Origin of the sequence: Sphingobacterium faecium (assembly GCF_003054045.1) — a bacterium.
GTDB classification, from domain to species: Bacteria; Bacteroidota; Bacteroidia; order Sphingobacteriales; family Sphingobacteriaceae; genus Sphingobacterium; species Sphingobacterium faecium.
The window spans coordinates 94,884-109,671 of sequence record NZ_QBKH01000006.1; the positions used below are offsets into that span (position 1 = coordinate 94,884).

Here is a 14,788-nt window from a genome sequence, read left to right on the forward strand (position 1 = left end):
CTACCACTCTTGAAGGTATATCTGACAGCCAGTCTAGGATCCACACAAAAAATATACGTTTGATTAACTCCATCATTGCGGATTTAAATGATTTTTTGCGCGACTTTGTACGTTTTTTTTGCGTCATAATTAGATGTTTTTAATAACTGAGTAAGAAAAGTATAAGCGGTTTTGATTTAATAATCAAAAAAAGTTGAAAATTTTAGCCGATTTCCATTCTTACTACTAAATTCCAAATCATCTGATCAATAAAAAAAAATAGTCCCACATTGTGGGACTATTTTTTTTAAATTCTTGTATTTTCAAAAGATTAACCTGGGATAATTTGATTATTAAAATGGATTCCAAAGGTAATTCGGTAAATCAAACTCTTTCCGTACTTCTTCCATTCGCTTCTCTAAATTTTTGAAAAAGTCGGGGTTGGTAAAACTTTCGGTTCGCAATAAGAAATGAACGTAGCTTGTTTTTTCCATACGCCCTTCTTTAACTGCCTTTTCCAAAAGTTCTTTGAAGAAAGTTTGGCGCAGTTGGATATTATCGTAATGGCTTAAAATAATTGGTTGATACCAACTAACAGTTTTTCCTACTTCTTCTGAACTAAAGTATTTTTTATGTTGCTTGTAAAAAGCTAGGATATTGACATTTTGAATACTGTCTTGCTTTTTAAATTCTTGAAACCTTTTATCCTGATAGACAGGATCGTCTTCCTTGTATATGTACTTTAACTTCCTAATTAACTGATCATTGATAAAAAATCTAATGATTTGCTCTCCTGCAGCTTTATCCGAAGCCTTTTCATTTTTCTTATAATCGTTAATTGCTTTGGTAATTATCGGCTCCCGGTTCTTTTTCACACTGAAATACTTAATGAAAGCAATATCAGAGGTGATTAAAAGGCGTACCAAGTCCTCATAATTGTAATGCCTTAATTTTTGATTCAGGAGCTTTTTGCTTCGTTCTTCATTGCCAATAAAATGATAGGCACAGATTAAGTATGGGATGGGTAGTTGGCTAATTTCTGATTCTCTATCCAATATCAAAAGTTCACCATATTCAATGATATTCCGATAACGTTCCTCTAGTAATAAGGAATCAAAGGTTTTGGTATATCTAACTTTTTCCTTTTCTAATTCAGATTTTTCGATGGTTTGAAAAGCAGAAGTTTTTGCAGTGTCCTGGGCTTTTAAATTTAGAGTTGCCCAAAAGGTCAGCAGTAGGGAAGGCATAGCAAATAGCTTAATAAATTTTTTCATAACAGATAATTTTAGGTAAAAGATCTATTTCAAATTTGGCTTATTGCAATTTATATTATTCTTTGTAAATCAGATTCTATTATAATGATTTTTTTTAAATGCTTAATTTTATAGTTCACTATGACGTGAAATAGTTCACCCTTTTCATATCTCTATTTCACTATTCTTGGCGCGCTAAATATTTCCTTTAAAATAGCGCTATGGCCATTTTTGTCATCACAATTACTGTGACATTTCACCAAAATGATGCTATATGAGAAAATTTACGAAAGAGTTGTATCAAAACCTTCAATTGTCGATTCAGGATATTTCCAATACTGGTATGACTGGATTTGACTATTACAAAAGCTGTTATCAGGAAACTATGGAGGCAAGTAAAAAACTAAAGTCCTTTATATTGAATTATCGATTTTCCGATGAAGCAGAAGAGATAGAATTTTTTAAGGAAATTAAACCCCGATTTCAATCCAAGTTAATGTACTTCACGGAGTTGATCCAGGTGGAGATACAAAAGCCTTTGCTTGCTGAAAAAAGAATGTTATTGAAGTATTACCGGAGGTCATCGAGCCATTATACCGCACTTGCGAACAAGAATCAAATTTTCTTGCACTACGTTCGTTCTCAAATTGACATTGGAGATCATCATCTATTTGTTCGCTCAGGAGGTAGTTTTGATTTTATCCCCAATGATCTGGATCTTGACGATAAATATTCAACCCCCGGCAGTAATGAATTATCAAAGCTCCTATCTTACGAAATGGTTTTAGATCACCTGGCACAGAAAATTCAGGCATTAAGTACTACAAAGACGAGTGAGGTGACAATTCCACAACATCGATTGACATGGACAGGACGAAGTGCAGCCCTTATAGAGCTGGCTTATGGCCTACAATCTGTAGGTGCTATTAATAATGGAACTGCGTCGGTTTCCGAAATTGTCGCTGCACTTGAATATATTTTTAATACCGATACCGGTAAGTTCTACCGCGTTTTTCAAAACATCCGTATTCGTAAAGGGAGTCGCACAATTTTCCTGGATGAAGTTATAGCAAAGTTGATCCATAGAATGGATGAAACAGATTTACATGGAAAAAACTGGCAGTAACCATTTTTTTCATCAGCTTTAACCTTTAGCGGCTGGAAGGTGCGGCACGGACTGTGGATAGAAGTATAATCAAGTACCATGACAGACTGGAAAGCTTCAGTAAGCCAGACCAACTCAACTCTTGGTTAACAAGTGTTGAGTTGGTCTGGCATCGGACTTGTGATGTAAGCTTAAACGCAGACAAAGTCCACCATTAATCAATAATTTATAGCGTATTATTTTTGAATTGTTTCAAATGGAAGATTAATATTTATGGTAACAAGGAAACGCTTAAACATTTCTTCAAATAATCTTACTGAAAGTTCATCGTTGGCCGAATAAAGACGTATTAATTGCACCCAATTGTGGTTTGTCTTTGATTCCATATCTTTATTGACAAAATCTCTAAACTGGGATAACGTATTCAAGATTTGTTTATCGTGAATAGCCTGTGTATAGCCCTTTATTAAATAGTCTAAATCCTCAACCTTATTAACGTTCAAATTTGAAGGCTTGTTAATTGCTGAAAATACAAAAGTTAGAAATCTACTTAGTTCTATTTTTTTCATGTCCTTTATTTAAACTCTTTTTCCAAATAGAGCATATCTCGAAAATTCAAAGATTAATTTATAAATCTCTCAATCAATTTCTTTTTAAATTCAAGATCGTATTTGAAATTGCTTACTTGTTGTTGGGCAATAGTAAATTTATTCTTTTCGGTAAGGTATTCGAAGTAAGCAATCAAACCAGCTTCATACCTTACTTCCGCTGCTTTAAATGCTGTTTGAGCATAAAATAGCTGACTATTTGCGTTTTCATATTTTTGAATTGCAAGCTGGTAATCGGTGCAGGCAGCATAAATATCCTTTTTTAGTTTAAGTAGCCCTTCTTTATTAGCTATATAGGCTTTTTCTAGACCTATTTTGGCGGTTTTAATTGAATTCCTGGATGTAAAATTATTAAATAGTGGAATGCTTAATCCCAAACCAAATGAGTGTGACAAGTTGGAGTTTAGCTGCTTTCCAAAATTCATTAAACGTCTGTCACCGTTTGGTAAGTACTCATAAAAAGACGAAGAGTAATTCGTTCCTGTGGAGTAATAAGTATTAAGTGATGGTAAGCTACCGGCTTTGACTATTTGAATATCTTTTTTAGCTATTTGAATTGCTATTTCATTGGATTTAACGCTATGAAAAGTGTTTAGAGCTAATTGGTAAACTTCTTCGGGAATGTATACAGTCTTTTGGTTAAAATCCTCAGTTGATGAATAGGAAATGGCCATTGGAGTCTCGAAATCGAAATTCATCATTGCTTTCAATTCATAAAGTGATTGTTTATAATTTAGTTCGGCCTGTAGGAACATTCCACTATCTACTGTAAGCTGGGTATTTGCCTGGGATAATTCTAGAACATTACTTTTACCCGCATTTAATAATCTTTCAATTCTATTTTTGTTGTTAATACTAAGATCAATCTGATATTTCATATTTGCAACTTCTTCCTTTGCTAACAATCCACGCAAATAGGCTGTACTTATATTTAGTACTATATCATCTTTTAGTTGTTCGTATATTTCATTCGTTTTATCCAGATTTAATTGACTTTTTTCAATTGCATATTTTTTCTGAAACCATCCAAATAATAAAACACTGACACCACCACTTATACCTGTGTAAGTGTATTGGGTGTTTTCAAACTGGTTGGTTGTAGGGTTGATACTACGGCCTAAGCTAGTCCCGGCACTGGTTGATAAACTTAGACTTGGATACCGTGAACTTTTGGCTGAGTTTTGTTCAATAAAAAGTAGCTTTTTGTCTAATTCACTTTGCTTAATGGTAAGGTTATTTTCTAAGGCATAGGTAATACAATCCTGTAATGTCCATACCGTACCCTGACTATAGCAATTCAGGGAAAAGGATAAAACGATTAAAAATAAAAGCCTTCTCAAATTTTGTATTTTAGATTATTTCTTAATTGTTTTGATCAGGTCGTAGTAAAGGCTTTCGGCAAGGCGTAGATCTTTTGTAATTATCTCGGAATGGGCTATCAGGCCTTCTACAAACGGAATATTCTTTTTGTAATTTGTTTCCAGATTATTAGGTAAAATTACCTTGGCCAAATAAAAGCCGCTGTCGGTTGGAACTGGACTTATATAATCAATCTTACCTGTTACAGTTCCAAATTGTTGCCAGGGATAGGCTTCAAATTTTAAAATCACTTTTTGGCCTAATTCAACTTTCCCAAAGTTGTTTTGCGGAATGAGCGTTTCAAGATACATGTCACTTTTTGGCGGTATTATATTTGCAATAACCTTTCCAGATTCCAGGTTTTGATTGACCTGCAAAAATGAAGAGAAAACTAATTTTCCAGTGCAATTCGCTACCAAAAGGAAATTTTGCTTCCATAAATCAATTTTGCTCTTAAAATGTAATACAGCTTGTTCAAACAGCGATTGCTCAATACTAATTTTATTGTCCAACTCGGTTAACTCCTTATTTATAGCATTTACCTGTGCTTCATTGCCAATGAAGCCCGACCTGAGTTGAGGTTCGTTCATTTGCTTATTAATATATTGGCTGTTGAGATTTCGATACTCTTCCTCCGAAATTAATTTCTCATCTAATAATAATTTATTTTTATCAACGGTTGTTTGCGTTAAATCCATATCCTTTTTCTGAAGGCTCTTCTGGTCATTTAAAACACTTTTTGATTGATTTACTATACTTAAGTCCTTATTCAGGAGCTGTTTTCTTTTGGATACATAATCACCAAGCACATAATCCCGGAATGGAATATATGCCTGAACAAACGACTGATAATCCCCCTGCAACTCTCCAAGGTGCTGGAATGATTGCTGCATATCACTTTTAATATTATTTAATGAACCTTTTTGAATATTATCTTCTATATTTTTTAAAAGTTGTTCTAACCTCAGTATCTCGTTGTAATCAGCTGTAGATTCCAACACGGCTATAATATCTCCTTGCTTTACCTGTTGATTATCCGATATAAACAGATGTGCCAGACGAAGATTTTGTTTGGCAATGAGTGGTTTCGGTGCATTGGTCCCGGTAAGTTTTGAACGAGTAGTAACTGTTTCAGGGTATTTTATGAACCAGGTAAACAATCCCACAACTACTAATGTTATACAAGTAATGTAGGTTCCATATTTAGAAATTAAATTTAATCTCATAATTTATCAGATTTAGTTTCCCAGTTCAAGTTGGTTTTTGACTAACTCATAGTATTTTCCCTTTTGGAGACTAAGGGTTTGGTGTGTACCTTCCTCGACTATTTCCCCATGTTCAAGTACAACAATTTTGTCTGCATTTTTGACGGTGCTTAAACGGTGCGCAACTACAACAACAGTCCTGCCTTTAAAAAATGACTGTAGGTTTTCTAGAATTACCTTTTCGTTATTAGCATCCAGTGAATTCGTAGCCTCGTCAAAAAATAATATTTCTGGATCTTTATAAACCGCGCGGGCTATGAGAATCCTTTGCCGTTGCCCCATGCTTATACCCTTGCCTTCAAGTCCGATTTTAGTTCGGAAGCCAAGAGGCAATTCTTCAATAAATGACAGGATATTGGCCATCTTTGCCGCGTACTCTAATCTTTCTACATCAGGTTCTTCTACACCTACCGCAATATTCCCGGCTATGGTTTCATTGAAAATGTATCCATCCTGCATCACACTCCCGATGCTCTCACGCCAGTGCTTAGGTACGATTTGCTTCAATTCCTTTCCTTTTGAGGATAACTCATTATCTGATTGTTTTCCGGAAAGAATATTGATCGTTCCTTTATATTTATCATCGTAGAATTTCTGTAAGATCTTTAATAAGGTTGTTTTACCACTTCCGCTCATACCCACAATCGCCGTAACTTCTCCGACTGGAATATCTAGGTTAATTTGCTTCAGTACCCTTTCTTCAATTCCTGATTGATAGCCAAAATCAAGTTTTGATATCCTAAAACCAAATCCACCGGATCGTTGCGGAGCATTGTTAACAGATTGCTTTTCATCTTCTTCCTTATGGATTTCATTCAACCTTTCCAGTGAAATTTTGGCATCCTGAAACTCTTGTATAAAGCCAGTAAACTGTTGCACGGGGCTATTTAAAGCACCCAAAATGTATTGAATGGCTAACATTGTACCAAGTGTTAGCTCGCCCTTAATGACTGCGGTGGCTACCAGGCCAGTAACAAGCAAATTTTTGCCTTCATTGATAAACAACGCACCAGCATTCTGAATTTGGCTCAACGATAGGTTTTTAAAACTAATATCGAATAATCCTCTTTGCATTCTAGCCCAATTCCACCTGAAGGCTTTTTCGGCATTATGCATTTTAATTTCCTGCATTCCATGAACCAATTCCATAGTAGCACTGTTTTCCCGCGAAGCAAGCGCAAACTGTTTGTAGTTCAGTTTCCTTCTTTGCTTTAGAAAGACGGAGATCCACAACATATATAATATGCTCCCACACAGGAATATCATAAAGACAGGTATGCTGTATATCAGCATTACAAAAGAATAAACAAGGAGGTTAATCATGGAAAATAAGGTACTTATGCTGTTGCCGGTAAGAAATCGTTCTATACGGTTTTGGTCGCCAAGTCTTTGCATGATATCTCCAGTCTGTTTGGTATCAAAATAACTTATGGGAAGACGCATAAGTTTTTTCCAGAAATCAGTTAGTAATGAAAGGTTGATATGTGTACTGACATATAGTAAAATTCCCTGACGAGAAAAATCTATAATTGTTCTGCCCAACATTAAAACGAACTGAGCTGCAAGTGCTATATAAACGAAATTTACGTCCTGGGTATTGACACCTTTGTCTACAATTCCTTGTGTAAGAAATGGTATAAGGAGCTGAAATAAGCTAGCAGCTAACAAGCCTATTATTATCTGAAAAAAATATCGTTTATGTTGAACAAGATAACCCAAGAGTTTGTTCCAGGAAACCTCTTTATTCTGATCTTGATTCATTTCAACTTCCTCTTCGGTTTTTCCAAAATCAGGAGTTGTTTCCAAGAGCATAGCTATACCGATATTACTTTGATTACCATGCCAAAGGCTCATAAAGGTATCTGCATCTAGTTTCATCAGATCATCACTACCAGGATCGGCTATCCAAAACTTAGAACGTTCAACCTTTGATGTAGGATTACTTACTTTATGAAGTACTACATAATGGCCGTTATTCCAGTGAAGAATGCAGGGCATGGGGTCGGTGCGTATTTTTTCAGCTGTTGTTCTTACTTCTAACGTATTAAAGCCAATTTGTTCGGCAGCATTACTGATCGCAGCTAATGTAACACCTTGTTTTCCCGTTTCACAAATACGGCGAAGTTTATTAATACTGTATTCCTTTCCATGTTGCCTCGCTACTATTCTTAGGCAGGTAGCGCCGCAATCCATATTATCCAGCTGTTTATAAAAGGCGAATTTCATTAGTCAAGTTGTTTACAAAAGAAAGATGTGGTTTCCAAAAGGACTGAGAGAGCAACTAAAATTGATAATATTCAATCGCATTTTGCTTTAGCGGGTTCGTACTCCAATCTTCCCATTGCGCATTATAGGGATCATAACCACATTTTAGTGGGGCACTGTATATATCCGTCGGATTATCCAGGTAAGCCCTGCAATCTGTACATACGTACCTGAATTCACAATCCTTGCATTTTGATATTTCGTCCTTTTTGATGTGCCAAAACTTCTCAAAGTCGGGATGAGTAATAGCTTTTTCAAGGTTGGTATCTTTAATATTGCCATAACTTTGTATCATGCTAGGGCAGTTTTTAATATTTCCCAAAGTATCCACTGCGATCTTGCGATTCAGGCAAGTATTGTGGTTCATGGATTCAGTAAAATGATCGATTTCTAAATTGAAATAGAATTGCTGAATAGCGCCACAATTCTTTACATTAATGGATCTAGCAATTTGAATAATGTTAACTTTATTTTTTTCAACAAAAGTATGGTCATCGTTCTTGGCATTGAAAATTACGATCTCATTCAGGATAGAATATTTTTCGATAAAGTTTTCTTGCAAATAATTACTATTACCTCCAAAGCAATTTGCATCTATAACAACAGATAGGCCATAAAATGCCTTTAGAGAAACTATATAGTTCAATAATTCCTCTATTTTTTCTATTGTATAAATATTAAAAAAGCGTACCTGCAGGGTAGAAGTTCCTCGTAATCCAATAGCATGAATGAAGCGAAATATCTCCGCCTTTAGATTTTCGTTGTAATCAATTATGGCATTATTAAAATAGAATGGTGAGTCCCATTCCTTATACATTTCCCCGGCGTGCATACTCCAAAATGTCCACTCTTTTTCATTGCAAAATTTACCAAAACCAATTTCTTCAAGCCAATAGAAAAAAGCAAGAATGTCTTCCATATCATTTCCTTCGAACTCATCTCCAATTTCCAAAAAGCTTTTTGTATAGGATGACCTTAGCAATGGAATTAATTCACTATTTATTGAAAATATGGATTGTCTTGAAATATTTTGTAATAAAGCATTTTGATTGCCTTTGGTAATTTTACAGTTATTGAATATGCGAAAAAATAAAGTGTTATAGTTGGACATCAAATCTGCTTATTGCTTTGGTTAGTTTTTGCTTCTTTGCACGTGGATTTTTAATCGATGATATGTTGATACTATTTTTATCATCATGTTGGTTTTCCAGCACAACAGTTACCTTTCGCTTTACTAATGGAATATTATCGCATTCCAGGTATCTGAAATTAAAAGGCACAGTGTAAAGATCAGCTGGGTTCAGGATATTTAATTTCTTCCTTTGCATTTTCGATTAGAATTTTAGCTATTTCCCTTTCAATAAATTGGTTTGATAATACACTTAAAAAATCCAATTGACCAACAGGGTTAATCTCCAGGAAAACAAATTCATAATCGTTGGTTATCATAAAGTCTGCTGATCCGCTTTCCAATTTTAAGTTTTTTGCTAATCTTAATAATTTATGCTCTACATCAACTGGAAGTTTTATACTCGTAACCATTCGATCCTCTCCATAATCGTTTATTCCAGACCTTATATCAACGGGCTGGTTCATCTCATCATAGAATGAAATCGCAGCAGCAAAGGTTTTACCTAAGATAAAGAACACCCTTATCTCACATTTTCTATCAATTTTCTTTTGGAATAATGAAGGGAAGAAAAAATGACTTTCATCTTTTAATAGGTCTTCAATAGTTGCCTCTTCGGTCCCTTGAGTAAGAAATACGTTGTTTGTTAGACAGAAGAATGAGTCTTTTATAGCTTTTGTAATATATTGATCTACTTCCAGCTTCTGTTTTATAACATCTTTGTTTGAAGTAATAATCGTTTCCGGTATAAGAAAACCAACATTTTTAGCTTCTGCTAATGTGGATAGTTTGTTTACTTCATACCCAGTTGGAATATTAATGGTACGTACTTTCTTTTCAATCTGTTCATATACAAAGTCTATTAAGGTATTTGCTTCGGATTGTTTATAGTTAGAAAAGGAATTGTTCAACAATTCGTCATCTGGGAATGCTGCATTTTTAATTTCTGAATTTCCGAAATCTTTTACAAAAATTGAACCTCTCCTAAACCATATCAGATTGTAAATTTCCATCAAATTCAACCTTTTACCTTTGTAACTAAAAAGGAGCTGGGTATCATTGTTTTGGGAAATCACTACGGCTTCTAATAACAGAGGAATGTGGTCACTATTGATCCTGTCAAAATCAGCCCCAAAATGATCCAGCCATTGACTCACTTTATCTGCGGTGGTATCACCACTTTCGGTTATAATCAAAATCTTCTTTGCCACGGTATAAGATATATTTGATGCCTTTATCTTTTAGTATTTGTTCATAGCTATCTTCAAAATCTGGGTCTGGAATAATTTCAACTTCAGGATAAGCAAACCCTTCGGAGCCGTAGAAAAATTCATATGAAATAATCTTAGAATGTTCATATACATCATTTAGATATAATTGTTTCCTCCGATTATTTATGGTTTTTAATAAACTGTCTTCGATCATAAATATATAGCACGATTTAGTAAATTGTAAAGAAGCTGACCCGCCAAATAATCCATACACTTTATTGCAATTCTGTTCTTTTGACCAATTAGATTGCGTATTTAAGTAATAACTGGTGCAATATCGGTCATATAAGTAAGCTACTGATGGGGCATATAATACACCGCTAAAAACACAAGAATCTAATAATTCTTTGTTGTAATATCCCCAAGGTGAAGTGTGCCTTAAAATAACTAACAAATCTTGAACAGCTGGATAGCCTATTGTTTTTTCCAGGTTCAACTTATTCTTAATCGCCATCCTAAGCAATTCACAAACCTCATTAAAATTCACCGAATCGATCATTTTAACTGCTGGCAAAAGTGATTTATCCTGTGTATAAGCAATAGCTTGAGAGAGTTTCTCTGGCAAGATCCTAATTGCCTGATCTTTTATTAAAGCGTCACTAATCAGGTTGACAGCCATAAGATCTTTGGCAGGTAAGGAATCCTGATTGTTACTTTTTAAAAGGTTGATAAAAGGTAAATATCCAGGTAATTTACCGTATCGTTCCCTTACTGATATGCCTCTGGTTCCAATTTCTTTTAATAGTTTTTTGACATAATTACTATCAGGTTGCTTTGAATGAATAGCAGCATACAAAGCATTATTCAAATCAATAAAGTAGGCAGTTTGAAAATCTTTGAGGGCAATTTTATACATTTCATTTGCCTTATCAAAATTCCCCTGACACACCTCGCTTGTTGCCTTTTGTGACATTAAGTAATATTGCTCTAAGTCATTTTTGGCATAGCTATTCATTGTGAATAGTAATGCAATTGAAAGTAAAAATATTTTAGGAATGTGCATTTTACATTTTTTAAATGATGAAAACTCCACCACAAATTATCCGGATAATTTGTAGTGGAGATATTATTCATTATCCAACATCTTTTAACCACTGGGCGTAGTCATCAGATTTCATATAGTTATCTAAAGTTCCCCAAGAAGCCCCTACAAGCCTTGTTTTTCCATTAGCGGTTAAATCGCCACAATAATCCCAGGAAGATCCATCAGGTAACACTTTTTTACCACCGTCTGTTCTTGTTACAGTAGTACCGCCGGTAATATGACGTGTTTGATTTTTAGAAAGTGTATCATTTTCATACTTTCCGTTCTTTAAACTTTTCAATAAAGACATATTGTTGATATTAGTTTGGTTTTTCTCCCCTGTCTTAAACACCAATGGGGCGATTGTTCAGCGTTTTTTCCACTGTTTATTTATTCTTAGGTCAAACTGAGGACAATGACCGCAACTATAGCTATGAGTATCTTAGGCCATACTTTGTGAAAAGTATCGCAATTGTTTAGTGAAATTGGTAGGGATTTGGGTTTATTGGTGGCCAATAGCCGTCACGCACAAGAAGGTACTAGGTTAGGTCGGTTAGTTATATAACGCAACTCTCTACAATATAAATATGTATTAGTTGCTTGTAATCACAATATTAGATTGTTTATTTTTTAGCTCCAAAAATTTCGGCAAAAAATATTTTAGATAAACTATATCTTTGTTTTGTTAAACTAAACAAATTATGAACATCAATCTTTTGACTGCCAGTAAGATAAAAGAATTACGTGCCAAGCATAACTTAACTGTTGAAGCAGTTGCAGGTATGCTTAAGATCTCTAAGGGCGCTTACAGTCAATTGGAAAATGGTCATACTGAAATCACTCTTTCAAGGATTGAAGCACTTTCCCAAATCTTTAATGTTTCAATTGCTGATATAATCCCATCAAGTGTCGTAAACAATCAGACCAACAATGGCGATCACGGAATTAATGTAAGCAATAATTCCGCGCATACTGTAAATAATTTTTACACCAATGAGGAGAGCCTCGAAAGCATAATGCAAATAATTAAGAAAGCACTTCAAGGGCAAACTGGTCAGTCGTAGGAAGCATTATTTAGCTAGAACTATTAAAAAAAGAGCTTTCATTTTGAAATAGTCGATCAAAAATGAATGACGAAGGTATTTAATTAGTCTTAAGTCTCCAATAGGGGAATTCCCGTATTTTTCCATTTAAACAGCAACAATAGTAATTGTTGCTGTTTTTTTATTGAAGAAGTTCAACTCTTTTTCCATTCTATTACTGAAGTAGGAAGATGGTGAAGCAAACTAATTTTACATTTTAGCAAAAAAAATACGCCAATTTTCGCATCAATACTCATCTATTACTGTAAGTGACGTACAGCCTTTGAAAGCCTTTGATAATAAGGGTTTTAATATATCCTATAATTTTTATGGTAACTATTTTGCAAAATTTTGCTATAGATTTTGCATAAAATCCGATGTGCTTACTGTAAGCCCTAAGTGTCAAAGCACCCTTTCCATTCATCTCATCTTTGCATTGTGAACGATTAACACTAAATCAAAAGCAATGGACAATTATATTACTTATACAGAACTAATGCTGATCACTGGCGGACTTTTAATTCTATACATCATCCTAAAATTTATCAGGGGTCACTGGTTTGAATTTATGGAAATGCTAAACCAGGAAGTTGAGGTCTATGAATTGGATCTATTAGCCGATCAGCATGCTGCAGTTGCCAAGGATGGCAACTTTCTCAAAGCATTGGAGAAATTGATCAATGATCTCCGGTTTAACATATTGGTTAAGGCAGGAAAAACGGCAACCAAAGAGCAGCTCATGGAAGCTTTTTCAGAAAAGGTTGCAAACTATGATGGGCTTCATCATCCTGCCTTCCGATATGCCCTAAACAACTACATCATTCAATATACTGAAAAAATTTGCGGGGTAAAGATCGAGGAAGAAGAGCTGGAAAACCTGTGGAATGATTTGCCCCGCAAAACTAAAACCCTATAAAAAAATCATGGTATTATCTACAACAAACAGACTGTGGGCCATTGCAGCAATGGCCGGTCTCCTGGGGCTAAGCTCCTGCAAAAATGAGCGGGGATTGGAACCGTTCGCAGAAAAATTGGAAATTCAAAACAAAGGTTCTGTAACGGCATCTGAAGGCACGGTTACTTTAAAACATGACTGGCTATATTTTAAAGATAAACGGTCCTTTGAAAGTACAATTGCTTCTTTGGAAAAGATGCAGGAATCCGGTGATCTGGACAAATGGTCAAATCAGTTTAAAGGCTTTACGTCCTGGCGGTCGGCAGAGCCGGAAGAAGTGGAAGGGAAAAGCGATCAAGAATCCCGTATTGATATTCCTGATCCGATGTTGACTACTTTATTGAGCGCAACTGGTCGGATTCAGATTGCTGATACCATATATCAACTAAGCCATGACGGTAAAGAGCCAATTCTTTATGCTGTTCCACAGATTAGTTATGCTCCCCTTATGAAAGGTGTTGGGCCGCAGCGTATTCCTACTGCGGTAGCGCATAAAGTTGGACTTCATCTGATGCCGATTTTTCCGAAATGGGAGGATAACGAAAGAGTAGTTACACCTTATCCTGTAGCGCCGATCTGTGATTATCCTAATCAACTACTTTTCCCTTGGTGGGGACAAAAAGGCGATTACATTTATAAGGATAATTTAGGAAATCAACTGGCAAAAGATAATGGACGTGAGGTTCGTATCGATTACCACCGTTGGCGAGTAGGGTTCTTATTTTATTCTTCCATTGGAGTTCGTGTGAAAATTTATAAGCATACCCGCTTGGGAGGTTGGATGTCTACAGTCAACATGCAGGATGTGGGTTTTATGGCCTGTAGTAAAGGGTTGATCGTCATACCTGGCTTGCTCCCCGTACCATATGATGCGCAGGTTTCTGCAGGTGGTTACAATACCAATAAGCTAGAAAGAACCTTGAAATGGGCCGCGGCACCTATGCATGTGGAAGTTATTCCACATCACTTCAATTTCAATTTTGCGGTGACCTACCGCGACCAGCATATTAGCCGTTTTATCCGAGAATAATTTGTCGAAAATAAAAAGGGAGGGCGCTTGAATGTCCCGTTGATTCGGTTACAGATGTAAGCGTTCCTGCCCTTGCTATGCCTAATTGAATTTAACACAAGCTAATCATTGTGCTATGAATATTAATAGAATGGAATTCATTTTTTGGATGGAGCGTATTCTGGCTCGCATTGATATTTTGAATGATAATATCAATGATCTCCAGAAAGGAAAAGCAAGTATAGATGGTGATGAACTGTTAGATAACCAGGACCTACTACAGATGCTGAAAATCAGTAACCGTTCTCTGCAACGTTACCGCTCATCGGGTAAATTACCCTATTACTCTATCAGCGGAAAACTCTATTATAAACTTTCGGATGTCCATCAATTTATACGCGAAAGCTTTAAGCCACAATCACCGAAGTGAGACAATAAAGGACAACAGCCGCCTAAAAATGCCAGTTAATCAACACCAGATGTT

At 35.4% G+C, this 14,788-nt stretch carries 14 protein-coding genes; 5 read left to right on the forward strand and 9 right to left on the reverse strand.

The window, feature by feature from the left end; genetic code table 11:
* Window positions 1-332: 332 nt before the first annotated feature.
* A complete protein-coding gene (locus C8N37_RS16860; RefSeq protein WP_108160008.1) occupies window positions 333-1,253 on the reverse strand; it encodes a hypothetical protein in 921 nt (306 codons plus the stop codon).
* A 253-nt stretch (window positions 1,254-1,506) separates the two neighbouring features.
* Here C8N37_RS16860 and C8N37_RS16865 point away from each other — a divergent pair, with 253 nt between their 5' ends.
* Window positions 1,507-2,358, forward strand: coding sequence for an RteC domain-containing protein (locus C8N37_RS16865; RefSeq protein WP_108160009.1), 852 nt, complete (start codon window positions 1,507-1,509; stop codon window positions 2,356-2,358).
* A 215-nt stretch (window positions 2,359-2,573) separates the two neighbouring features.
* On the opposite strand, the gene C8N37_RS16870 is transcribed toward C8N37_RS16865, so the two are convergent.
* The 8 genes from C8N37_RS16870 to C8N37_RS16910 all read right to left on the reverse strand — a co-directional run bounded on the left by C8N37_RS16870 (window position 2,574) and on the right by C8N37_RS16910 (window position 11,568).
* Entirely contained in the window at window positions 2,574-2,906 is a 333-nt protein-coding gene (locus tag C8N37_RS16870) for a hypothetical protein (protein ID WP_108160010.1), read from the reverse strand.
* A gap of 53 nt (window positions 2,907-2,959) precedes the next feature.
* Complete coding sequence (locus C8N37_RS16875) at window positions 2,960-4,285, reverse strand: TolC family protein (protein WP_108160011.1); 1,326 nt, start codon at window positions 4,283-4,285, stop codon at window positions 2,960-2,962.
* A gap of 15 nt (window positions 4,286-4,300) precedes the next feature.
* The gene (locus C8N37_RS16880; RefSeq protein ID WP_108160012.1) at window positions 4,301-5,530 is read right to left on the reverse strand and encodes an HlyD family secretion protein; all 1,230 of its coding nucleotides are present in this window, start codon (window positions 5,528-5,530) and stop codon (window positions 4,301-4,303) included.
* 12 nt (window positions 5,531-5,542) lie between these two features.
* On the reverse strand, window positions 5,543-7,795 hold the full coding sequence (locus tag C8N37_RS16885) for a peptidase domain-containing ABC transporter (protein WP_108160013.1): 2,253 nt from the start codon (window positions 7,793-7,795) through the stop codon (window positions 5,543-5,545).
* A gap of 55 nt (window positions 7,796-7,850) precedes the next feature.
* Window positions 7,851-8,945, reverse strand: a complete 1,095-nt coding sequence (gene gwsS / locus C8N37_RS16890; protein WP_108160014.1) for a grasp-with-spasm system SPASM domain peptide maturase — start codon at window positions 8,943-8,945, stop codon at window positions 7,851-7,853.
* Between the two features lie 179 nt (window positions 8,946-9,124).
* Window positions 9,125-10,174 (reverse strand): MvdC/MvdD family ATP grasp protein, encoded by a 1,050-nt coding sequence (locus C8N37_RS16900; RefSeq protein WP_108160016.1) that lies wholly within the window; start codon window positions 10,172-10,174, stop codon window positions 9,125-9,127.
* Entirely contained in the window at window positions 10,137-11,237 is a 1,101-nt protein-coding gene (locus tag C8N37_RS16905; protein WP_146171099.1) for a hypothetical protein, read from the reverse strand. The genes C8N37_RS16900 and C8N37_RS16905 overlap by 38 nt, the downstream gene beginning before the upstream one ends.
* A 70-nt stretch (window positions 11,238-11,307) precedes the next feature.
* Window positions 11,308-11,568: a hypothetical protein gene (locus C8N37_RS16910; protein WP_108160018.1), complete on the reverse strand. Its 261-nt coding sequence runs from the start codon at window positions 11,566-11,568 to the stop codon at window positions 11,308-11,310.
* A gap of 391 nt (window positions 11,569-11,959) precedes the next feature.
* Here C8N37_RS16910 and C8N37_RS16915 point away from each other — a divergent pair, with 391 nt between their 5' ends.
* The 4 genes from C8N37_RS16915 (at window position 11,960) to C8N37_RS16930 (ending at window position 14,734) form a co-directional block, all read left to right on the forward strand.
* On the forward strand, window positions 11,960-12,322 hold the full coding sequence (locus tag C8N37_RS16915) for a helix-turn-helix domain-containing protein (RefSeq protein ID WP_108160019.1): 363 nt from the start codon (window positions 11,960-11,962) through the stop codon (window positions 12,320-12,322).
* Window positions 12,323-12,806: 484 nt separating this feature from the next.
* Window positions 12,807-13,256, forward strand: coding sequence for a hypothetical protein (locus tag C8N37_RS16920; RefSeq protein WP_108160020.1), 450 nt, complete (start codon window positions 12,807-12,809; stop codon window positions 13,254-13,256).
* Between the two features lie 7 nt (window positions 13,257-13,263).
* Window positions 13,264-14,325 carry a hypothetical protein gene (locus tag C8N37_RS16925; RefSeq protein ID WP_108160021.1) on the forward strand — a complete coding sequence of 354 codons (1,062 nt, stop codon included), beginning with the start codon at window positions 13,264-13,266 and terminating at the stop codon, window positions 14,323-14,325.
* Window positions 14,326-14,455: 130 nt separating this feature from the next.
* On the forward strand, window positions 14,456-14,734 hold the full coding sequence (locus C8N37_RS16930; protein ID WP_445009327.1) for a helix-turn-helix domain-containing protein: 279 nt from the start codon (window positions 14,456-14,458) through the stop codon (window positions 14,732-14,734).
* Window positions 14,735-14,788: the final 54 nt, after the last annotated feature.

Coding starts and splice junctions, on each gene's coding strand:
- C8N37_RS16860 (WP_108160008.1), bottom strand. CDS start 1,253: ATGAAAAAATTTATTAAGCTATTTGCTATGCCTTCCCTACTGCTGACC.
- C8N37_RS16865 (WP_108160009.1), top strand. CDS start 1,507: ATGAGAAAATTTACGAAAGAGTTGTATCAAAACCTTCAATTGTCGATT.
- C8N37_RS16870 (WP_108160010.1), bottom strand. CDS start 2,906: ATGAAAAAAATAGAACTAAGTAGATTTCTAACTTTTGTATTTTCAGCA.
- C8N37_RS16880 (WP_108160012.1), bottom strand. CDS start 5,530: ATGAGATTAAATTTAATTTCTAAATATGGAACCTACATTACTTGTATA.
- C8N37_RS16885 (WP_108160013.1), bottom strand. CDS start 7,795: ATGAAATTCGCCTTTTATAAACAGCTGGATAATATGGATTGCGGCGCT.
- gwsS (WP_108160014.1), bottom strand. CDS start 8,945: ATGTCCAACTATAACACTTTATTTTTTCGCATATTCAATAACTGTAAA.
- C8N37_RS16905 (WP_146171099.1), bottom strand. CDS start 11,237: ATGCACATTCCTAAAATATTTTTACTTTCAATTGCATTACTATTCACA.
- C8N37_RS16910 (WP_108160018.1), bottom strand. CDS start 11,568: ATGTCTTTATTGAAAAGTTTAAAGAACGGAAAGTATGAAAATGATACA.
- C8N37_RS16915 (WP_108160019.1), top strand. CDS start 11,960: ATGAACATCAATCTTTTGACTGCCAGTAAGATAAAAGAATTACGTGCC.
- C8N37_RS16920 (WP_108160020.1), top strand. CDS start 12,807: ATGGACAATTATATTACTTATACAGAACTAATGCTGATCACTGGCGGA.
- C8N37_RS16925 (WP_108160021.1), top strand. CDS start 13,264: ATGGTATTATCTACAACAAACAGACTGTGGGCCATTGCAGCAATGGCC.
- C8N37_RS16930 (WP_445009327.1), top strand. CDS start 14,456: ATGGAATTCATTTTTTGGATGGAGCGTATTCTGGCTCGCATTGATATT.